The sequence below is a fragment of the Bacillus pfraonensis genome, from assembly GCF_050768835.1.
Taxonomy (GTDB): Bacteria; Bacillota; Bacilli; order Bacillales; family Bacillaceae_G; genus Bacillus_A; species Bacillus_A pfraonensis.
In genome coordinates this window covers 109,909-130,030 of sequence record NZ_JAHCDO010000008.1, presented here as the reverse complement: position 1 = coordinate 130,030, position 20,122 = coordinate 109,909, and the positions used below count along the sequence as shown (strand labels likewise).

Here is a 20,122-nt window from a genome sequence, read left to right as displayed (position 1 = left end):
CTTTAATCAGTGGGAGATCCTCATCCTCACTGAATTATTAGCCTTCACCAATCGGGCTGTTACGGACAGTTTATCCCTCCACCTTACTTCTTTGCCTTTGCTAAAGTTTGAGGTGGGGGGACTGCCCTCGAATAGCGGGATAAAAGTATATGATGAGGGGATGAAAAAGATGGATCAAACTATAAATCCAAAACTTAAAAAATATAAACGTCTTTTCTTCACCGCACTTTTTTCATGCGTTCTTTTTTTCGTTTTTTCTTTTTTTATTATCATTATTGCTGCAAAGATTATGGGACCACCTCCCATTGCTGTTCCGCAGACAAGTACCTTTTATGCTAACGATGATACTGTAATGGGACAAAGTAATGGAATGCAGAATCGTTATAATGTGTCACTCGACCAAATTTCTCCCTATGTAAGAGAAGCGACACTCTCTATTGAAGACCAACGCTTTTATAATCATCATGGCTTCGATATGAAACGAATTGCCGGCGCAATCGTTGCAGATATAAAAGCAATGGCAAAGGTTCAAGGTGCTAGTACCATTACACAGCAGTATGCCCGCAATCTATATTTGGACCATGATAAAACTTGGAAGCGAAAAGCTTTAGAAGCAATATATACGATTCGTCTTGAAGTCAACTACAATAAGAATCATATTTTAGAAGGATATTTAAATACGATTTATTATGGACACGGCGCTTATGGTATTGAAGCTGCCTCCCGTCTTTACTTTAATAAATCCGCTAGTGACTTAACATTAGCAGAGGCAAGTATGTTAGCCGGCATTCCAAAAGGCCCTAGCGTATACTCTCCCTATGTAAAAGAAGAACGGGCAAAAACAAGACAATCCATTATTTTAGATGAAATGGTAGAGCAAGGATATATTACAAAAAATCAAGCATCCTCTGCTAAAAAAGAAAAGCTTGCGTTTGCTTCGTTAGAAACAAAAAAGGTCACAGAAATTGCACCTTATTTTCAGGATGCTGTACAATCATCTCTCCTCCATGACATTGGACTCGATGAGCAAACTCTGCAGCGCGGTGGACTCCGTATCTATACAACACTAGATCAAAAACTACAAACAATAGCTGAGCAAGCTGTAAAAGATACGATTCCAGAAACAACTAGTATACAAACCGCTCTTGTCTCAATGAACCCAAAAACAGGGGAAGTAGCAGCTCTTGTTGGTGGAAAAGATTATAAAGAGAGCCAATTTAACAGAGCGATTCAAGCAGCTCGCCAGCCAGGGTCCACCTTTAAACCGTTTTTATATTACGCCGCACTCGAAAAAGGATTTACACCAGCGACACGCTTAAAAAGTGAGTATACAGTGTTTACATTAGGCGATGGTGTTTCTAAGTATAAACCGAAAAATTATAAAGACTATTATGCCGATGATTTTGTAACGATGGCGCAAGCTCTTGCAGTATCAGATAACGTATATGCTGTGAAAACACATTTATTTTTAGGCGAAGATTCTCTTGCTAAAACTGCAAAACAATTCGGTATTACAAGTTCATTAAAAGACGTACCCTCCCTTGCCCTTGGTACTTCTCCTGTCAAACCAATTGAAATGGTAGGAGCGTACAGTATGTTTGCAAACGGAGGAAAACAAGTAAAACCAACCTTTATCCGTCGCGTTGTCGATAACGAAGGAAACATTTTATATGATGCGCATCTACAAAGTAAACAAGTTCTCGATAAAAACAATACGTTTGTAATGGAAGAGATGATGACAGGAATGTTCAATGACAAGTTAAGTGGTTATGCATCTGTTACAGGACATTCTCTTCTTCCAAAACTATCACGCACGTATGCAGGAAAGTCTGGTTCCACAGAAACAGATAGCTGGATGATTGGTTTCACACCACAAATTGTAACTGGTGTTTGGGTAGGATACGACAGGCCGAAATCTATTTCCAATCCGGCTGAGCAAGGATACGCCAAGAAAATTTGGGCCATTACGATGGAAAAAGGACTAGACGGTCAACCTAAAAAGGATTTCAAACAACCAAGTGACGTTGTTGCTGTAAATATCAATCCCGAAAATGGGAAAATCGCAACGAAAAGCTGTCCTGTCTCTGTAAAAATGTATTTTACAAAAGGAACAGAACCAACCGAATACTGCATAGATCATGTGGATGACAAAGAAGAATTCGAGAAGGCTAGCAAAGAAAAGAAAAAAGAAGGCTGGTGGAAAAAGTATTTTCCATGGTAATCCAACATATCGGTGATTCCACAATATACGACATAAAATAATAAAACAAAGGCTACCAGAATTTCTCCTGGTAGCCTTAAAATTATTCTCCTAATAATGCTTGACGCAATTCTTCACTAGATTCATTCCAAATTGCTTCATTATGCTCTTTCAAGAATGTTCCAAGCACTTTTTTAGATGATTCATCCATATGGTCAACCATGATGTGACGTTTTAATGATTTATCCATCTTATTTACATGCTCCGGAAGTGATTTATAACCACGGCGAATTTCACGGTCAACTGTCATTTCACAAGCTGTTACGCCTGCATAATAAGCACCTTTTGCTGTTCTCTCAATCGTTACCCATACGAGCCAATACGGCTTTCCATTTGGAACTTCGTCTTTATTCGTTAAAAATTTAATTCCCTTTTCAACAGTACTACGTGCATGCATCGCCCCAATATCAACGAATGCTGTTTGCTCAATTACATCTACGAAAACAGGTGAAATATTTTCTAAACTTAGTGCTCCAACACCAAAGCCACCATGGCCATCTGTTGAATCATTCTTCACGATATTAAAACCAATTTTTTTCTTTTTCTCTGTCATATGTAAGTCCTCCTCACTCATTTATTACATAATCCCAAATATAGGTGCAATAATGCTGTGCAAAATACCTAATACATATGGAATAACCACTTGGAAGATTGGTTGAATTGTATAACGATCAAGCGGTGTAATAACAAGAATCAATAAAGCAATTGCTCCATATTTCTCATATTGCGTCATTTTCGCACGAATATTTGCTGGTGCTAAATCTTCAATCACGCGATATCCGTCAAGCGGCGGAATCGGTAATAAATTGAAAACAAGTAAAACGATATTAAGAGTAATAAAAATTTGAAAGAATTGTCGTAATGTATCTGCCACTGCAAATGGAATGGCATCTAACAATCCAAATCTTATCATGCTATACCAAATCATTAACCCGATCGCACTCAAAATGAGGTTACTAATTGGCCCTGCAATCGAAACAAGTACGCCAGCAAGACGTGGCTTTTTAAAATTATACGGATTAACAGGAACTGGGCGCGCCCAACCAAATCCAATGATTAATATAGCAATCATACCAATCGGATCTAAATGAGACATTGGTGATAACGTTAAACGCCCCTGCCTTTTCGCAGTATCGTCTCCAAACTTATATGCAACATATGCATGTGCAAATTCATGCACAGACAATGCAATAACAATAGCCATTGCGACCAACGGTATTTGGTGCAGTGGATATACAAAAAAATTCTCCATACTTCATCTCCTCTTCATTATGTCGAAAAAAGAAAATATTTGTTTTTCCGATTGTTCTTCTCTAGAATCCGTTATAATAAGATTGTAACTTACATAAAAGGAGCGATTGTACATGCCATACGTAACAGTGAAAATGCTAGAAGGACGCACAGAAGAACAAAAGAAAGCTCTTGCTGAGAAAGTAACTGCAGCAGTAAGCGAAACAACTGGTGCTCCAGAAGAAAACATCGTTGTTTTCATCGAAGAAATGTCTAAAAATCATTACGCAGTTGGCGGAAAACGCTTAAGCGACAAATAATCTCAAGTTTCTTTAATAAGAAGCAGTCCTGAGGCTGCTTCTTATTTTTTCCCTTCTAATAACTCAATAATTTTCTCTTTATATTTTCCTTTTCTTCCGTTTTCATAGATTAAATCATGCGGATAGAAGAGTTTTTGATCTGTTCTCTTCTTACCAGTAATCGCTTCTACGATATCAGATTCACGTGAAAGCTCCCTGAGATCTCCGTTTGGCATAAGAAGTAAGATTGGAAGCCGCTCTTCTTCTTCTCCAGCACGATAAAAGTCATACGGTAAATCCGATGTTGAATCCACAACTAAATAGTACTCTGGATCAAGTCCAATCTTTTTAAATAAACTACTTAATTCCATCCAATTATCTAAACCGTGCTTCTCTGTAAATTCTACATATTTAAAGAGATTTCGGTTCATAAAACGACGACATAAATCACTTAGAATTTGGTCATCTTCATCTTGCCATACCTGGAAATAATAATACATTACATTCTCATCTAGTTTTAAATAATCCTCTACTGTTACTTCTTCTTCAAATAAAGAATAGAAATGAACCGGATGATACTTAAATGTATAATACTGCTCATGCAATGTTTTGGCACGGTGTAAAATCTTTGTTAAAATCACTTCTGCACTGCGCGTTACCGGATGGAAATATACCTGCCAGTACATTTGATAGCGGCTCATAATATAATGCTCAACAGCGTGCATACCGCTATTTTTAATCACGACTTGATCTCCATACGGGCGCATCACACGGAGTATACGCTCCATATCAAAGTTCCCATACTTTACACCAGTAAAATAAGCATCTCTTAATAAATAATCCATACGATCTGCATCAATTTGACTAGAGATCATACTAATCGCTAATTTATTATCAGACGTTTTCGCAATCACATCTGCTACTTTTTGTGGAAATTCTCGGTCTACACGGCTAAGTACATCATTGATTTCCGTATCACCGACAATAATTTTCTGCGTGAACTTCTCATGATCTAATGAAAAAACTTTTTCAAAGGAATGTGAGAACGGACCATGTCCAACATCATGCAAGAGCGCTGCACATAAACATAATAATCTATCTTCTGCATTCCAATTTGGTCTGCCATCAAACACATCATCAATCATACGACGAATAATCTCATATACACCTAATGAATGAGTAAAGCGACTATGTTCCGCACCATGAAATGTAAAAAATGTCGTTCCAAGCTGCTTAATACGGCGCAAACGTTGAAATTCCTTCGTTCCGATTAAATCCCAAATGACACGATCACGCACGTGTACATATTTATGTACTGGGTCTTTAAACACTTTTGTTTCGCTGAGTTTGTCGTTTAAATATACCATATCGACACCCTCCTTCCTTACTGCATTCTTACTTTATATTATAAACGAAATAGGAAACAGAAAGAAACGAAAGACTATAGAAATGCATAAAATTCCCCTATATACAAAGAAAATCACCTTCGCCAAGGCGAAAGTGATTTTCTTTGTTTACTATTTTCCTAAAACGAACTCAGCAATTTCGTCTAAGATCATTTCTTTACCAAGTGGGAAGTATCCTTTATTTAGATCTTCGCTCTTAATTGTAAATACGTGGTTGTTCTTAACAGCGTTCATGTTTTTCCAAATTGTTTCTTCTTGGAATTCTTTTAAGCGCTGAGAACCGTCACCAGTTGTAAATACGAATAAGTAATCTGGGTTGTAATCGATTAATGCTTCTTTTTGTACTTGTACTAATGGTTTATCCATTGGTGTACCTGGAACTGCTGGTAATTTTAAATCTTTGAAGATTACGCTACCGTAACCGTAGTCACCGTATACACGGAATGCATTTGGATATGCAGCCATTTTCATGAATTTCGCATCGCCAGTTTTTGCCACGATTTTATCGTGTAACTTGCTTGCTTTTTCATCATATTTCTTGAACCATGCAGTTGTTTCTTTTTCTTTATCGAAGATTTTACCTAACTCTTCAAACTTTGGACGCCATTGATCTAATGGAGTTTTTAACATAACAGTTGGTGCAATTTTAGATAATTGATCATAGATTTTTTCTTGACGATTGTTCACAAGAATTAAATCTGGTTTTGCAGCAGCTACTGCTTCGATGTTAATTTTGTCGCCCCAAGCAGAGCCAACTGGTTTTACATCTTTTAATTTATTTGCAATATGTGCATCAATTTTTTCTTGAGACGTATTTGCAGTAATGATTGGTTTCATTCCAAAGATTAATAATTCTTCTGTTGAACCACTAAGGTCAGCAATTTTCTTTGGATTTGCAGGGATTTTAATTTCACCTTTTGCATGTTGTACAGTGCGCTCTTCCGCTTTTGCGTCTGCTTTCTTTTCTTCTTTCTTGTCAGAAGAACAAGCTGCAAATAGTACAGAAGTAACAACTAATACCATTGCTAGTAATGCTACTTTAAACTTCTTCATATTTCCACTCCCTCTGGATGTATTTCTCTTATAAGTTGTATATAACTATAAGAAACCACAAACAACATTGCATTAATATATATTTATTAATCGTTGTATGTAACCCGTTCTAACGGGCGTTCAACTTCCCATGCTAAATGAGGAGCTCAACGTCCATTAGAATCCCCCTCCTATCTAAATACGGATAGGAAGAGGATTTCTCTTATGCTTGCTTACGTACTTGTTTATTTATCATTGTTAAATCATAAGTTAAGCAAATCGGTTTACAGTTTACAGGACATGGAACAATTTGCGCTTCAATTTCAAATACATTGCGAAGCGTTTCGCACGTCATAACTTCATCTGGTGTTCCTTGCTTCATTAACTTACCCGCTCTTAACGCAATCATATGATCTGAAAAACGAGAAGCATGATTTAAATCATGAATAACCATAACGATTGTGCGGCCTTCTTCTTGATTTAACTTTTTCAATAAATTTAATACTTCCAGTTGATGGGCCATATCTAAGTATGTCGTTGGTTCATCTAATACAAGTAAATCCGTTCCTTGCGCAAGAGCCATTGCAATCCATACACGTTGGCGTTGACCACCTGATAAAGCTTCTGCTGGACGGTTCGCAAACTCTGTCATCCCTGTTACTTCAAGCGCCCAGTGAATATAACGGTAATCTTCTTCTTTCAGCGTCCCAAATCCCTTTTGGTGGGGGAAACGTCCATATGAAACAAGTTCAAACACAGTAAGACCTGTCGGCACTTCTGCAGTTTGTGGTAAAATCGCCATTTTCTTTGCGATTTCTTTTGTCGGCTGCTTCTCAATTGCTTTTCCATCAAGATATACAGTACCTCGTTTTGCTTTTAAAATACGAGAAGCTGTTTTTAACAATGTGGATTTCCCGCATCCATTCGGTCCAATAATTGTTGTAATTTTCCCTTCTGGAATTTCCACTGACAATCCATCGATAATTAACCCTTCATTATAGCCAACAGATACCGAATCAACCGCTAAAGTTGCCATAAAAAAAGCCTCCCTTTATTTTGTCCTCATAAGTAAATAAATGAAATACGGTGCACCAATTACAGAAATAACAAGACCGACCGGTATTTCAGATGTCGTTAGTACACTTCTTGAAATCAAATCTGCAAATAGTAGAAGGAATGTTCCAATTAATGCTGCTGTCGGCAACATAATTTGATGTTTCCCGCCGACAAGTCGCCTCGCCAAATGCGGTGCCATTAAACCAATAAAGCCAATTCCACCAGCGACTGCAACAGACGCTCCCGCTAAACAAACAGCAATAAATAATAATTTTCGTCTTTCTTTCTCTACGTTTACACCAAGTCCAACTGCCGCAGCATCTCCTAAATTCATTACATTTAGCACATGTGCTTTACGAATCGCAATTGGTAAAAAGATAAGCATCCACGGAAGTACGCTTAATACGAATTTCCAGTCTGTTCCCCATAAACTTCCCGCTAACCAAATCGTTGCAAAGCGGAAATCATTCGATGTCATTTTCATTGAAAAAATTAAACTAACAGCACCAAACCCTGCTGCGACTGCGATACCAACAAGTATTAAACGAGTTGATGAAACGCCGTCCTTCCATGCCAATACATAAATAATGACTGCTGCTAGTATTGCACCGACTAATGCAAAGAATGGAAGAATGAATACGGACAGAAGAGTACCAGTTCCTACTTTTCCAAAAAAGAAGTATACGAAAATAACAACAGTTAATCCTGCACCGGCATTAATACCGATAATTCCAGGATCAGCAAGCGGATTTCGTGATAATCCTTGCATAATTGCACCGGACATTGCTAATGCTGAACCCACTAATATAGCAATTACCATACGTGGCATACGAAATTCAAATAAAATAACTGACTGATCTTCTGCTCCTAATCCAACCAATGATTTTAATACGTCCATTGGTGGAATTTTAAATGTTCCTGTATTTAAGCTAATAAGAAATACTGAAACAATTAAACAAGCTAAAATTGTTACGATTGAAACGTTCTTTTTTGTTAAGACGGTTGTCTTCACATTTTCCCTCTCCCTTCATTACGTGCTAAGTAGAGGAAGAATGGAACGCCAATTAGTGCTGTAATTGCTCCAATTGGTGTTTCAAACGGCGGATTAATAATTCGTGATAGCATATCCGCACATTCAATTAACAATCCACCTAATACAGCAGAACATGGAATTACCCATCTATAATCTGAACCGACAAGAAAACGTGTCATATGCGGGATGACAAGCCCAACAAACCCAACGGAACCTGCCATAGATACTGCTGAACCTGTTAACACAAGCACAAGTATAGTTCCGATAAATTTAATTAATGTTGTATTTTGACCAAGACCAATTGCAATTTCTTCACCAAAACTTAAAATTGTAATGTATCTCGACATCATAATCGCTATAACAAGACAAACAAGTCCAATGGGCAGGAGCATATCAATACTCTGCCATTTCACACCAGCAACGCCGCCTGCATTCCACATGCTCACCTCTTGTGCAAGATTGAAATAGAGTGCGATACCAGATGAAATAGCCCCGAGTAGGGCGCTAATTGCCGCTCCAGCTAACGCTAATTTAACAGGTGTTAATCCGCCCGGTGAAGATGCCCCAATTCCGTATACAATACTTGCACCAAATGCTGCTCCAATAAAAGAAGCGATAACAAACATTAAATACGGTGAATTTGGGAAAAACGCATACATAATTGCAATCCCAAATACCGCTCCATCAGTAATCCCCATTAATGATGGAGATGCAAGTGGATTCCGCGTCATCCCTTGCATAATTGCACCGGATACCGCTAGAAAGGCACCAGCAACAACTCCGCCAATTGCCCTAGGCATGCGCAGCTCCCAAATCACATTATGATGCGTCAAAGAACCATCAAACTGAAAGATAGCTTGCCATACAGTCTGTAAACTAATATCCGCTGCACCAAATGAGATTGAAGTTGCCATACTTAAAGCTAACAAAATTGTTCCCGCTATTAAAATAATAGAAGCAATGAGCGGTCTACTCTTAATCTCTTTCACATTTACTTCCTGTTGTTCAATATTCCTCGCGCTTGCTTCCATCCCTCAACCATCCTAACCAACAACATATATTTAATAAAATGAGATTTATTCTCAAGAAACAGCAAAAGAAAACTAGGTGTGTCCACCTTTTTTGATAATGATTCTCAGAATCACAATTCTATTCTACCTACCGGTATAAAAGGCTGTCAACCATTATTTTGCAATATCAAACTAATGTAATTGATATGAAACCAATATCATAATATGACGTTTATCCATTGGTACATGTTTACTGTATATCAGTATCTAAAAATAATTTTAAATTTCAGCAATAAAAAAAGAAGAGTAAATTATTCACTCTTCTTACTTATTTAGTTTCGCTTCAATTTTCTTAATCAGTTCATCTTCGTTTGGCGCTGCAACCGGACGATTATTCACAAAAGCGAATGATTTTTTACGACCTGGTCCACAATAAGATTGACATCCAACTTCAATATTTGCACATGAATCTACTTTTTTGAGCTTTGGTATCAAGGTCTTAATGTTCGTCGCCTGGCAATCATCACACACACGAAATTCGTTTCCCATTCTATACAACACTTCCTCTATTTTTAACTTTTCACAAGTACATTTAACAATAAACACTAAATGGTATTTTACCGCTCTTTGGGGCTTGATGCAAGTTCCCCTCTATGATTCCTACGCGATAGAAAACCTCACTTTCCCTCTTCATTTTTCCCTTTATAAACTCTCTTCATTCGTGCACCAATTTCTTACTTCCATCAAAATCTACCATATTTTTAAAAGCTTTGTATAAAAGCCCTTTCTTTTGCCCATTATAAAAATAGGAAGTTCATAAAAAGAAAGGGAGTTGAATCTATGAAAGTAAGACAAGATGCTTGGACAGACGAGGACGATTTATTACTTGCAGAAACCGTACTACGTCATGTTCGAGAAGGAAGTACACAATTAAATGCATTTGAAGAGGTTGGCGATCAATTAAACCGTACCTCAGCTGCTTGTGGATTTCGCTGGAATGCTGTTGTTCGTTATAGCTACGAACAAGCCTTACAGCTAGCAAAAAGACATCGAAAAGATAAAATGCGTGCCGCTAGCGGCGAACAGGCAAAAAAACGCCTCCTTTATACGCCACCAGCTTCAGCGGTAATTACGAATGATGAAGAACTCGTTGTAAACACAACTGTTCCTCGTTCAGAACCAGTTGTATCTAGCACTTCTATAACAATGCAAGATGTGATTTACTTTTTACAAACAGTAGGATCTTCAAACGTAAAAGTAACAGCACTCGAAAACGAGAATACGAGATTGAAACAAGAAATTAAAGCACAGATACTTCGTAATGAAGAGTTAGAAAAGAAATTAGAAAAGCTAGAACAACAATCTAATACAGTACAAGAAGATTACGAAACGCTCATGAATATTATGAACCGCGCTCGTAAATTAGCATTAATGGATGATGAAGAGCCTACGCAAACTTCTTTCCGTATGGATCGAAACGGCAATTTAGAAAAAATTGCAGAATAAAAAGGATGCGATGAATGCATCCTTTTTATTTCGCCTCAATCATATGAGCTTCTTCTATTTTAGAATCGTTCTTTATATCTGGGAAAATCTCTTTTTTCGGATTTTCTTTAAATACTGCCGATCCAATTACTTTTACTGGTTGACTCATTTTTTGATATGCTGCATCGCTTACAACTGCATACATATCTGCGTATTTACGTGCATCGCCAATAATTATATTGCCTTCATACTTCATTTTCTTCCCATCAATCACTACATCATTTTGCTCCGTTTTCGCAAATACAACCCCTGCATCATCAGAAATAGATGGAAGTGTTGTAATTGGTTTTACATCGTCTCCCTCTACTTTTCTCAGTACTTTTTCTTTTACCATTTTGTCTGCTGTTGTTTTACTCATAATTAATACTTTTTGATCATTAAAGGTACCAAATTTTGCTTCAAATTTATGCTGAGATTCCATTTTATCTTTATATTGATCCATTTTTTTCTGTACCGCTGCGTCATCACCATACATAATCACGCCGTTTGCTTGTGGGGCAATCATATCCATAATCGAGCAACCACTAAATACTGCAGCTGACATAATCGCTACAAGTCCTAATTTTACTTTTTTCATTTGTATTCCTCCTAAAACTATAATTACAATTCTTAGTTTAACGAGCATAGTGGCTTTTACCAATCGCCTTTCCTTACAGTAACATTACAATCTCGTAAGGTTCTTTTTCACAACTCTCCTCTCTCTTTTTTGTTATAATAAAGGTTGTTATTTTATAAATAAGGGGTTAGTTATATGAGCAATTCCCGTTCCATTTTATCTCAACCAGAGTGGCGCATTGTAGATCAGTCCAGTTTAGGTCAGACCTTCCACGCACTTCAATCATTCGCTATGGATGATACATTGTGCACAACAATCGGAAATGGTACATCTGCTTCGACAATGCGCTCTTGGGTTCATCACAATACAATTGTTCTTGGTATTCAAGATTCTCGTCTTCCTCATTTACAGGAGGGAATCTCCTTTTTAAAACAGAAGGATTTCAATGTCATTGTTCGTAATTCAGGCGGTCTTGCAGTCGTACTTGATGAAGGAGTTTTAAACGTATCGCTTCTATTTCAAGAAAACGAAAAAGGAATTGATATCGACCTTGGATATGATACGATGTGGCATTTAATTAAAGAAATGTTAAAAGATTACGATGTTGATATCGAGGCAAAAGAAATCGTTGGCTCTTATTGTCCTGGTAGCTATGATCTAAGCATTCGTAATCAGAAATTCGCAGGTATTTCGCAGCGCCGCATTCGCGGAGGGGTTGCTGTACAAATTTACTTATGTGCTACAGGTAGCGGCTCCGAACGTGCGGCACTGGTTCGTGATTTTTACAACTTGGCAATTCAAGGTGAAGAAACAAGATTTACGTATCCTGAAATTGTACCGAGCACAATGGCTTCTTTATCTGAATTACTCGGTGAAACAATTACCGTTCAAGATTTAATGATGCGTTTATTAAAAACACTGCAGCAGTTTGCGCCGCAATTAACACCATCACAATTAACTGTGGATGAAGTTCCTTTATATGAAATGAACTTGCAGCGTATTATTGACCGTAATAATAAAGCACTTAGTCTTGAGAAATAACAAAGGCCCCGCTATATAGCGAGGCCTTTCGTTTTTATAGTGCTTGAGCTGCTGTAATTAAAGCTAACTTGTACACTTCTTCTTCGTTACAACCGCGAGATAAATCGTTTACTGGCATGTTTAAACCTTGTAAGATTGGTCCCACTGCTTCAAAGTTACCTAAACGTTGTGCAATTTTATAACCGATATTACCAGCTTCTAAGCTTGGGAATACGAATACGTTCGCATCACCTTTAATAACAGAACCTGGTGCTTTCTTCTCGGCTACAGATGGTACAAATGCAGCGTCAAATTGGAACTCACCATCTAATGTTAGCTCAGGAGCCATTTCTTTTGCAATGCGAGTTGCTTCTACAACTTTTTCTGTTTCTGGAGATTTCGCAGAACCTTTTGTAGAGAAGCTTAACATTGCAACGCGTGGATCGATACCGAATAGCTCGGCAGTTTTTGCACTTTCAATACCAATTTCAGCTAAATCTTGGCTGTTTGGTGCAATGTTGATTGCGCAATCAGCGAATACATACTTCTCATCTTCACGTACCATGATAAATACGCCTGAAGTTTTTGTAACGCCTGGTTTTGTTTTAATGATTTGAAGTGCTGGACGAACTGTGTCAGCTGTAGAGTGAGCTGCACCACTTACTAAACCGTGTGCTTTGCCCATGTATACAAGCATTGTACCAAAGTAGTTTTCGTCTTTTAAGATTTCACGAGCAGCTTCTTCTGTTGCTTTACCTTTACGGCGTTCAACGAAAGATGCTACCATTGCATCCATTTCTTCATATGTAGCTGGATCGTAAATATCAACGCCTGCTAATGTTAAGTTCATGCTAGCAGCTTTTGCGCTAATCTCTTCTTTATTACCAACTAAAATTGGTTTTACTAACTCTTCTTTTGCTAAACGCTCTGCAGCGCCTAAAATTCTTTCATCAGTTCCTTCAGGAAGTACGATAGAAATGCCTTTTCCTTGAACTTTTTCTTTTACTGTTGTAAATAAATCGCTCACGAATAAACCCTCCTACAAATGTTAAAAAACTCTACCTTTAAGAATACTTCTTTTCATCTATATTTTAAACTTATAGCTCCTAAAAAATAGGTAAAATGAAAATGATTATATTTTCATAAAATTCAGCCCTATTAATTTTCCATTTATCTATGGATATAAGAGATATATAACCTTTCTTTTTTTAGATGAAAAAGAGCATCCGCCCATGCATAGCAGCGGTCAGGGGCTTTTCCTGCCCCATGCCAATTGAAAACAAAATGAATGTATACATACTCCCCTTTCTAGCATTTTAAAATGTGACAATTTTATGCACCCGAGCTTTACATGGGTGACTTTAAACCTATATATGCTATAGTTAACGTGTAAAATATCATTAACTGAGGTGAATAGAATGAGTGAAGCAGCAAAAACGTTAGATGGTTGGTATTGTTTACATGATTTACGTTCTATCGACTGGGCAGCATGGAAAACATTATCTAGTGACGAACGCGGACAAGCGATGTTTGAATTTTTAAACGTCATTGAGAAATGGAATAAAGTAGCTGCCGCAAAGCAAGGTAGCCATGCAATGTATACAGTTGTTGGGCAAAAAGCTGATATTATGTTTATGATTTTACGTCCAACAATGGAAGAATTAAATGAAATCGAAACAGAATTAAATAAAACAACATTAGCTGAATATATGGTTCCTGCATACTCTTACGTATCTGTTGTTGAACTAAGTAACTACCTGCCAGCTGACGAAGATCCATACCAAAATCCACAAATCTTAGCACGCTTATACCCAGAATTACCAGAAGCAAAACACATTTGTTTCTATCCAATGGACAAGCGTCGTCAAGGAGATGACAACTGGTACATGCTTCCGATGGAAGACCGCAAAAAACTAATGTACAGCCACGGAAAAATCGGTCGTCAATACGCAGGTAAAGTTCGTCAAGTCATTACTGGTTCTGTTGGCTTCGATGATTACGAGTGGGGCGTAACACTATTCGCTGACGACATCCTTCAATTCAAAAAACTTGTATATGAAATGCGCTTTGATGAAGTAAGTGCTCGCTATGGTGAATTTGGTACTTTCTTCGTTGGTAACATTTTGCCAAGCGAAAAAGTAGCTAAATTTTTATATGTATAATACAAAAAAGGAACGAAATTCGTTCCTTTTTCTTAATATCCTACAAAATACCTTCAAAAATCCTCTTTTTTCATCAAATTTAAACAATAACAGACAAAAATTTGTCAAATTCCCTATTAAATCATAACCTTCTTATATTCGAAATTACGCTAAGATGGTACGAGCTATATGCTAATAACGATGCGAAGGTGATAATTTATATGAGGAAAATTTTATCTATTTTACTAGTGTTTCTATTGTCATTTTCTTCCTCAGGAGTAACAACCTCCCCTGCAGAAGAAAAAATACAAATAGAAGCTGCCGCTGCCATTCTTTTTGATGCAGATACAGGGAAAATACTACATGAACAAAATCCAGATGAATTACTAGCTATTGCCAGTATGTCAAAACTTATTGTTGTTTACTCCGTTTTAGAGGCTATTAAAGAAGGAAAAATCACATGGGATACAAAAGTAAATATCTCTGATTACGCTTATGAAATTTCCCGTAATAATGAATTCTCCAATGTTCCTTTCGAAAAAGGGCGACAATATACAGTTAAAGAATTATATCATTCTATTGTTATCTTCTCTGCAAATGGATCCAGCATTGCACTTGCTGAACTTCTTGCAGGAAGTGAAAAGAACTTCTTAAATCTTGCAAATGAACATGCAAAAAAACTAGGGTTAAAGAAATATAAATTTGTAAATGCTACTGGATTAAATAACGCTGATTTAAAAGGAAAGCATCCGGAAGGAACCGATCCGAACGGAGAAAACTCCTTATCAGCTCGTGACATGGGTATTCTATCAAAAACGATTATTAAAAAGTATCCAGAAATGCTAGAAGATACAAAACAAAGATTTAGAAACTTCCCAGATAACCATCCAAAGCCAATCCGTATGGAAAACTGGAACTGGATGTTGCCCGGGGCCGCTTTCGCTTACGAAGGAACAGATGGTTTAAAAACGGGAAGTTCAGATACAGCTGGATATGGGTTTACAATTACAGCAAAACGCGGTGACTTACGTCTTATCTCCGTTATTATTAAGACAAAATCAATGGATGAACGCTTTACGGAATCCCGTGAATTAATTGATTACGGTTTTAATAACTTTGAAAAACAGAAATTGAAAGTAGATAAAAATAATACACTTTCTGTTGTAAAAGGAAAAGAAGACAACGTAACTGTGACGCCTGAAAAAGAGATAACGGTAATCACGAAAAAAGGTAGCAAACCACCTTACAAAGTTTCCACTGAAGCAGATAAATCACTTGCTGAAGATGGAAAATTAGTAGCACCTATAAAAAAAGATACAAAAGTTGGCTCGCTCGTTTTAGAGTCAACTGACCAATACGGATTCTTAAATGGAAGCAACAAAATGAAAGTCACTGCAAAAACAACAGAAGAAGTAGAAAAAGCAAATTGGATCGTATTAACAATACGATCCATTGGTGACTTCTTCTCAAATATGTGGTCAAAAGTGTTTGGATAATAAAAAAGCTAGCAAATTGCTAGCTTTTTTATTATGTCTCTCCCTCTATATAAATCCAAATAAAAAACTTGACATAACTCCTTTTCTTTTAGGCGAAATTGAGCATCCAGCTATGCATAGAACTTCCTACCCCATGCCACTAAGTGAAAGCAGCAGGAAAAATCTTTATCCTCCGCAGCAATGACTTATGGATGTATATAACATCAAAATCCCACTTCTTAAAACTTTGTTTGGTTGTCATATCTGGCTTCTTTTTCTCATACGTATGAACTAGTAATTGTTCTACACCGTTTTTACCAACTCCTCTTTCTGTAAAAATGGTGGAAGAGAGGTGAAACAAATGGGTGTAATTTCTTATAACGAAGAACATGTAAAATTATTAGCAAGACTTATGCGAGCTGAAGCTGAAGGAGAAGGACAGCAAGGCATGCTAATGGTTGGGAATGTAGGTGTAAATCGTGTTAGAGGAAATTGTTTAGACTTCAAGAACATACGTAATCTACAACAAATGGTATTTCAAAGGCCTGGTGGTTTTGAAGCGACACAAAAGGGGTATTTTTACCAGCGTGCACGCGAACAAGATATCGCCCTTGCAAGACGTGTTATTGAAGGTCAACGATTTTGGCCTGCTAATTTTGCTTTATGGTTTTTCAGGCCAGACGGTCCTTGTCCACCAACTTGGTATAATCAACAAAATACTGGTCGTTTTAAAAAGCACTGCTTTTTCCAACCATCAGGAGAGGACTGCCCAGGTGTATATAGTTAGTTTTATTCTACATTTTAATTTTTAAGGGGAGGGAACGATTTATTATGGCACAGCAACAAAATCCATTCTATGGAACTTTTTTTCAACCTTCTGGAACCCAGTTACCACCAGGACAACAACAGCAACAAATGACACCTCAGCAACAACAAGCAATGCAACAACAAGCGATGCAACAACAAGCGCAAGCACAGTTTGCAGTATCTCAAGGTATGCTACCACTAGAACAATCCTATATCGAAAACATCCTTCGTTTAAACAAAGGGAAAAGAGCAACTGTTGTTATGACATACGAGCGTGGTAGTTCACTTGGAACACAATCTTATACAGGCATTATTGAGGCTGCTGGTCGTGATCATATCGTAATCAGTGAACCTCAATCTGGAAAACGTTTCTTACTACTTATGATTTACTTAGATTACGTAGAATTCCCGGAAGAAATTGTATATTTACCAAGCCAACAAGCAACCTATCCCCCAAGATCATAAAAAAAAGCTGGCGTTTGCCAGCTTTTGTTTTGTCTTTATAACCCTTTTACAACTGCAGTTCCTAGTAAAATCCAGCCTACGATGAACGCGACGCCACCAAGTGGTGTAATCGGTCCAAAAAACTTAATACCTGTTGTACTTAATGCATATAGACTTCCAGAGAACATAATAATTCCAGCTACCATAAACCAGCCTGCTGCACCTAGAAGGGAAGATTGAATTTTATCCATTAATAAAGCAACAATAAACAATCCTCCGGCATGAAACATTTGATATGTAACACCTGTTTTCCAAACTTCTAACATTTTTGCAGAAATCTTATTTTCTAAACCGTGTGCACCAAAAGCACCTAATGCAACAGATAATCCAGCTGCAATACAGCCTAATAAGAAGAAGATTTTCATTAGAATTCCCCTTTTTATCTTTATGATAAGAAATTTTTACATATAAGCCAACCTTTTTAACTCCTAAAAATCAAATAAAGAATTGCCGTTTGCATCCTCTTCCTTCATGTATACAGGTTCCCCCGAAACTGGTACGACTTGCTGAGTTGTTGCTGTCATTGTCATCGGATGAGATGATATAACTTGTGATTGTAATTTTGGCTCTACATACGTATGAGATTCACTCTGTTCATCTAAAAGTAAATCACATAAAGCACGAACAACTGATAAATGTTCTTTTGCCTTCTGTCCTTCACTGCTTTTTGCTTTCGCAATTTCATTTGCCATTTTATTTAAGATCTTATCGCTAGATACTTGCATTCCGTGTCACCTCTTACTTTGTAGTTCTTTCTCAAATTGCCCTAGTTTCTCTACTATATATATCCACTTTGATTTTCAAGCACCTAAGTCGCGGCTATGAAAACAAAAGAAGATCTCCACTTGTTTTCTCATTTTGTTCTCACTTGGCATGGGGCTAAAAAAGGCACTGACGGCTTCTATCCATCGCCGGATTCTCTCTTTCCACCTATAAAGAATGATTTTATGTCGTTTTTTTATTTTGTATTTATATAGACCGAATACTATTATCATATCATGTTATTTTAATTTTTCCTGCTATTTGTTTATCCATCTTCTTCCTCCGCATTGCATGAAATAAAGTGAAACTTTAATCAGTGGGGGTTTTCTTCATCTCCCACTGATAATTAGTCCCCACGAATCGGGCTTTTACGGGCTAAATTCCCCTCAATACTCATTACTACTACCCTAACAGGAATAATACGAAGTAGTTTTATTTTTTGTATTCCTATTCTTCTTCAACTCTTTTCTCCACTACAATCTTTGCCAGAGGAAATAAAATACGTATATACTAGAAGCGGAATCTACGAAAGAGGTCGATATGATGAAAACATTTCTTTCCGCCCTGCAGTGGGCGTTGTTTATTTTGGCTGGAAGCCTCATTGTACCAATTAGCGTTGCGGCCAGTTATGGACTTGAAGGTGCTGAAGCCATTGCATTTGTACAACGAACGTTATTTGTTCTTGGTTTCGCTGGTCTTCTGCAAGCTATATTTGGTCATAGGCTTCCTATCCAAGAAGGCCCAGCTGGTCTTTGGTGGGGAATTTTCTCACTATATGCAAGTCTAGGTGTTGTATTATTTGGATCTAACAGTGAAACACTTCGAGTCTTGCAATACGCTTTCTTATTAAGTGGTATTATTTGTATTATCCTTAGTGTTTTGGGGCTTATTGATAAACTTGTTCGATATTTTACACCGACAGTAATTGGAACATATTTATTCCTTCTTGTCGCCCAGCTAAGTGGTGCCTTCCTAAAGGGAATGTTTGGCCTAGATGGTAAACATTCCGAAGTACAAGCAAATGTATTCATTCTTTCACTTATTGTTATTTTACTATCATTTTTCATTATGAAGTTACCTATTATTGGACAATACTCTGTTCTTTTCAGCATTGTCTTTGGATGGATTTTATTTGCATGTTTCGGATTGTCTAATCCTATTACACCGGTAACAGACATGATTCGACTTCCATCCCTATTTGTCTTTGGGACGCCTCGCATTGAATGGAACATGGCGATCACCGTTATATTTGTTACACTGTTACTTTTAACAAACATGTTAGCAAGCATTCGTGTTGTACAAAAAGTTGTTTCTAAATACGAAAAAGACGCAGTCCAAGATCGCTTTAAACAAGCTGGTATTATAACAGGAATTAACCAATTGTTAGGTGGTTTGTTCTCAGCGATTGGACCTGTGGCTATTTCAGGATCAGCTGGATTTATTGCAACAACAAATATTTATAAACGCCTTCCTTTCATATTAGGATCAAGTTTTATTATTGTAATTAGTATATTTCCAAAGATTACATCATTCTTTGCCGCTATTCCTGTCGCTGTTGGATATGCTGCCATTTATCCTGTATTTGCAAGTATGATTGGTCTTGCCTTTCGTGAATATGACACCGTAGAAAATAAAGAGCGTTTATTCCGCGTCGCTGGTCTGTCTCTTTTCACAGGAATCGGTGTTATGTTTGTCCCACCGCAGGCTTTTTCGACCCTGCCACCATTTTTAGCATCATTTTTAAGCAATGGCCTTGTACTCGGTTCTGTCATGACTATTTTGCTTGAAGTTTTATTTTCCCGTTCAAAGGAAAAACAGCCATTATAAATTGGAAAACTTCCATTATTGCACTCTATTTTCAGAGTTGTTACGATAGTGATAAATCATTATGGGCAATATGCCCATAATAATTTATCCTAACAATACAGTAATCCAATAAACTTTTTCTAAAGAAGTTCGATGTCTTACTATTTATTCCTCATTATT

21 protein-coding genes are annotated in these 20,122 nt (G+C 37.2%); 9 read left to right on the top strand and 12 right to left on the bottom strand.

Annotated features, from left to right (window positions below):
- Nucleotides 1-169: 169 nt before the first annotated feature.
- Nucleotides 170-2,221: a transglycosylase domain-containing protein gene (locus KFD70_RS09470; protein ID WP_336451510.1), complete on the top strand. Its 2,052-nt coding sequence runs from the start codon at nucleotides 170-172 to the stop codon at nucleotides 2,219-2,221.
- Between the two features lie 82 nt (nucleotides 2,222-2,303).
- Here KFD70_RS09470 and KFD70_RS09465 read toward each other — a convergent pair whose 3' ends face one another.
- Both KFD70_RS09465 and KFD70_RS09460 read right to left on the bottom strand, forming a co-directional pair.
- Entirely contained in the window at nucleotides 2,304-2,813 is a 510-nt protein-coding gene (locus tag KFD70_RS09465; protein ID WP_336451509.1) for a YwhD family protein, read from the bottom strand.
- A gap of 24 nt (nucleotides 2,814-2,837) precedes the next feature.
- Complete coding sequence (locus KFD70_RS09460; RefSeq protein ID WP_336451508.1) at nucleotides 2,838-3,512, bottom strand: site-2 protease family protein; 675 nt, start codon at nucleotides 3,510-3,512, stop codon at nucleotides 2,838-2,840.
- A 112-nt stretch (nucleotides 3,513-3,624) separates the two neighbouring features.
- Between KFD70_RS09460 and thmT the strand changes: the two genes are divergently transcribed.
- Nucleotides 3,625-3,810, top strand: coding sequence for a 2-hydroxymuconate tautomerase (gene thmT / locus KFD70_RS09455; RefSeq protein ID WP_001147171.1), 186 nt, complete (start codon nucleotides 3,625-3,627; stop codon nucleotides 3,808-3,810).
- Nucleotides 3,811-3,851: 41 nt separating this feature from the next.
- Here the strand turns inward: thmT and KFD70_RS09450 are convergent, their stop codons facing one another.
- From KFD70_RS09450 to KFD70_RS09425, 6 genes are all read right to left on the bottom strand, one after another.
- Nucleotides 3,852-5,156: an HD domain-containing protein gene (locus tag KFD70_RS09450; RefSeq protein ID WP_336451507.1), complete on the bottom strand. Its 1,305-nt coding sequence runs from the start codon at nucleotides 5,154-5,156 to the stop codon at nucleotides 3,852-3,854.
- Between the two features lie 150 nt (nucleotides 5,157-5,306).
- A complete protein-coding gene (locus tag KFD70_RS09445; RefSeq protein WP_336451506.1) occupies nucleotides 5,307-6,248 on the bottom strand; it encodes an ABC transporter substrate-binding protein in 942 nt (313 codons plus the stop codon).
- Nucleotides 6,249-6,450: 202 nt separating this feature from the next.
- On the bottom strand, nucleotides 6,451-7,263 hold the full coding sequence (locus KFD70_RS09440; RefSeq protein ID WP_174100841.1) for an ABC transporter ATP-binding protein: 813 nt from the start codon (nucleotides 7,261-7,263) through the stop codon (nucleotides 6,451-6,453).
- 15 nt (nucleotides 7,264-7,278) lie between these two features.
- Entirely contained in the window at nucleotides 7,279-8,295 is a 1,017-nt protein-coding gene (locus KFD70_RS09435; RefSeq protein ID WP_336451505.1) for a FecCD family ABC transporter permease, read from the bottom strand.
- Nucleotides 8,292-9,347 (bottom strand): FecCD family ABC transporter permease, encoded by a 1,056-nt coding sequence (locus tag KFD70_RS09430; protein ID WP_336451504.1) that lies wholly within the window; start codon nucleotides 9,345-9,347, stop codon nucleotides 8,292-8,294. The genes KFD70_RS09435 and KFD70_RS09430 overlap by 4 nt, the downstream gene beginning before the upstream one ends.
- Nucleotides 9,348-9,650: 303 nt before the next feature.
- A complete protein-coding gene (locus KFD70_RS09425) occupies nucleotides 9,651-9,875 on the bottom strand; it encodes a YuzB family protein (protein ID WP_017153617.1) in 225 nt (74 codons plus the stop codon).
- Nucleotides 9,876-10,166: 291 nt separating this feature from the next.
- On the opposite strand from KFD70_RS09425, the gene KFD70_RS09420 reads away from it, so the two are divergent.
- Nucleotides 10,167-10,832 (top strand): RsfA family transcriptional regulator, encoded by a 666-nt coding sequence (locus KFD70_RS09420; RefSeq protein WP_336451503.1) that lies wholly within the window; start codon nucleotides 10,167-10,169, stop codon nucleotides 10,830-10,832.
- A gap of 25 nt (nucleotides 10,833-10,857) precedes the next feature.
- Here KFD70_RS09420 and KFD70_RS09415 read toward each other — a convergent pair whose 3' ends face one another.
- A complete protein-coding gene (locus KFD70_RS09415) occupies nucleotides 10,858-11,448 on the bottom strand; it encodes a lipoprotein BA_5634 family protein (RefSeq protein ID WP_336451502.1) in 591 nt (196 codons plus the stop codon).
- 174 nt (nucleotides 11,449-11,622) lie between these two features.
- Here KFD70_RS09415 and lipL point away from each other — a divergent pair, with 174 nt between their 5' ends.
- A complete protein-coding gene (gene lipL, locus KFD70_RS09410; RefSeq protein WP_336451501.1) occupies nucleotides 11,623-12,468 on the top strand; it encodes an octanoyl-[GcvH]:protein N-octanoyltransferase in 846 nt (281 codons plus the stop codon).
- 34 nt (nucleotides 12,469-12,502) lie between these two features.
- Here lipL and pta read toward each other — a convergent pair whose 3' ends face one another.
- Entirely contained in the window at nucleotides 12,503-13,474 is a 972-nt protein-coding gene (gene pta / locus KFD70_RS09405; protein WP_336451500.1) for a phosphate acetyltransferase, read from the bottom strand.
- Nucleotides 13,475-13,865: 391 nt separating this feature from the next.
- On the opposite strand from pta, the gene hemQ reads away from it, so the two are divergent.
- From hemQ to gerQ, 4 genes are all read left to right on the top strand, one after another.
- Entirely contained in the window at nucleotides 13,866-14,609 is a 744-nt protein-coding gene (gene hemQ, locus KFD70_RS09400) for a hydrogen peroxide-dependent heme synthase (RefSeq protein ID WP_336451499.1), read from the top strand.
- A gap of 194 nt (nucleotides 14,610-14,803) precedes the next feature.
- Complete coding sequence (locus tag KFD70_RS09395) at nucleotides 14,804-16,084, top strand: serine hydrolase (protein ID WP_336451706.1); 1,281 nt, start codon at nucleotides 14,804-14,806, stop codon at nucleotides 16,082-16,084.
- 340 nt (nucleotides 16,085-16,424) lie between these two features.
- Nucleotides 16,425-16,850, top strand: a complete 426-nt coding sequence (locus tag KFD70_RS09390) for a cell wall hydrolase (RefSeq protein ID WP_336451705.1) — start codon at nucleotides 16,425-16,427, stop codon at nucleotides 16,848-16,850.
- Between the two features lie 44 nt (nucleotides 16,851-16,894).
- The gene (gerQ, locus tag KFD70_RS09385) at nucleotides 16,895-17,335 is read left to right on the top strand and encodes a spore coat protein GerQ (RefSeq protein WP_336451498.1); all 441 of its coding nucleotides are present in this window, start codon (nucleotides 16,895-16,897) and stop codon (nucleotides 17,333-17,335) included.
- Nucleotides 17,336-17,370: 35 nt separating this feature from the next.
- Here the strand turns inward: gerQ and KFD70_RS09380 are convergent, their stop codons facing one another.
- Both KFD70_RS09380 and KFD70_RS09375 read right to left on the bottom strand, forming a co-directional pair.
- Nucleotides 17,371-17,739, bottom strand: coding sequence for a DUF423 domain-containing protein (locus KFD70_RS09380; RefSeq protein WP_336451497.1), 369 nt, complete (start codon nucleotides 17,737-17,739; stop codon nucleotides 17,371-17,373).
- Between the two features lie 63 nt (nucleotides 17,740-17,802).
- The gene (locus tag KFD70_RS09375) at nucleotides 17,803-18,099 is read right to left on the bottom strand and encodes a YwdI family protein (protein WP_336451496.1); all 297 of its coding nucleotides are present in this window, start codon (nucleotides 18,097-18,099) and stop codon (nucleotides 17,803-17,805) included.
- 580 nt (nucleotides 18,100-18,679) lie between these two features.
- On the opposite strand from KFD70_RS09375, the gene KFD70_RS09370 reads away from it, so the two are divergent.
- Nucleotides 18,680-19,963 carry a purine/pyrimidine permease gene (locus KFD70_RS09370; RefSeq protein WP_336451495.1) on the top strand — a complete coding sequence of 428 codons (1,284 nt, stop codon included), beginning with the start codon at nucleotides 18,680-18,682 and terminating at the stop codon, nucleotides 19,961-19,963.
- The last annotated feature ends 159 nt before the right edge of the window (nucleotides 19,964-20,122 follow it).

Bases quoted from the DNA above. Each gene is read 5' to 3' on its own strand.
- KFD70_RS09470 (WP_336451510.1), top strand. From the start codon at position 170: ATGGATCAAACTATAAATCCAAAACTTAAAAAATATAAACGTCTTTTC.
- KFD70_RS09425 (WP_017153617.1), bottom strand. From the start codon at position 9,875: ATGGGAAACGAATTTCGTGTGTGTGATGATTGCCAGGCGACGAACATT.
- KFD70_RS09450 (WP_336451507.1), bottom strand. From the start codon at position 5,156: ATGGTATATTTAAACGACAAACTCAGCGAAACAAAAGTGTTTAAAGAC.
- lipL (WP_336451501.1), top strand. From the start codon at position 11,623: ATGAGCAATTCCCGTTCCATTTTATCTCAACCAGAGTGGCGCATTGTA.
- KFD70_RS09465 (WP_336451509.1), bottom strand. From the start codon at position 2,813: ATGACAGAGAAAAAGAAAAAAATTGGTTTTAATATCGTGAAGAATGAT.
- KFD70_RS09460 (WP_336451508.1), bottom strand. From the start codon at position 3,512: ATGGAGAATTTTTTTGTATATCCACTGCACCAAATACCGTTGGTCGCA.
- KFD70_RS09375 (WP_336451496.1), bottom strand. From the start codon at position 18,099: ATGCAAGTATCTAGCGATAAGATCTTAAATAAAATGGCAAATGAAATT.
- KFD70_RS09370 (WP_336451495.1), top strand. From the start codon at position 18,680: ATGAAAACATTTCTTTCCGCCCTGCAGTGGGCGTTGTTTATTTTGGCT.
- KFD70_RS09420 (WP_336451503.1), top strand. From the start codon at position 10,167: ATGAAAGTAAGACAAGATGCTTGGACAGACGAGGACGATTTATTACTT.
- thmT (WP_001147171.1), top strand. From the start codon at position 3,625: ATGCCATACGTAACAGTGAAAATGCTAGAAGGACGCACAGAAGAACAA.
- KFD70_RS09440 (WP_174100841.1), bottom strand. From the start codon at position 7,263: ATGGCAACTTTAGCGGTTGATTCGGTATCTGTTGGCTATAATGAAGGG.
- KFD70_RS09390 (WP_336451705.1), top strand. From the start codon at position 16,425: ATGGGTGTAATTTCTTATAACGAAGAACATGTAAAATTATTAGCAAGA.
- KFD70_RS09430 (WP_336451504.1), bottom strand. From the start codon at position 9,347: ATGGAAGCAAGCGCGAGGAATATTGAACAACAGGAAGTAAATGTGAAA.
- KFD70_RS09445 (WP_336451506.1), bottom strand. From the start codon at position 6,248: ATGAAGAAGTTTAAAGTAGCATTACTAGCAATGGTATTAGTTGTTACT.
- hemQ (WP_336451499.1), top strand. From the start codon at position 13,866: ATGAGTGAAGCAGCAAAAACGTTAGATGGTTGGTATTGTTTACATGAT.
- KFD70_RS09415 (WP_336451502.1), bottom strand. From the start codon at position 11,448: ATGAAAAAAGTAAAATTAGGACTTGTAGCGATTATGTCAGCTGCAGTA.
- gerQ (WP_336451498.1), top strand. From the start codon at position 16,895: ATGGCACAGCAACAAAATCCATTCTATGGAACTTTTTTTCAACCTTCT.
- KFD70_RS09380 (WP_336451497.1), bottom strand. From the start codon at position 17,739: ATGAAAATCTTCTTCTTATTAGGCTGTATTGCAGCTGGATTATCTGTT.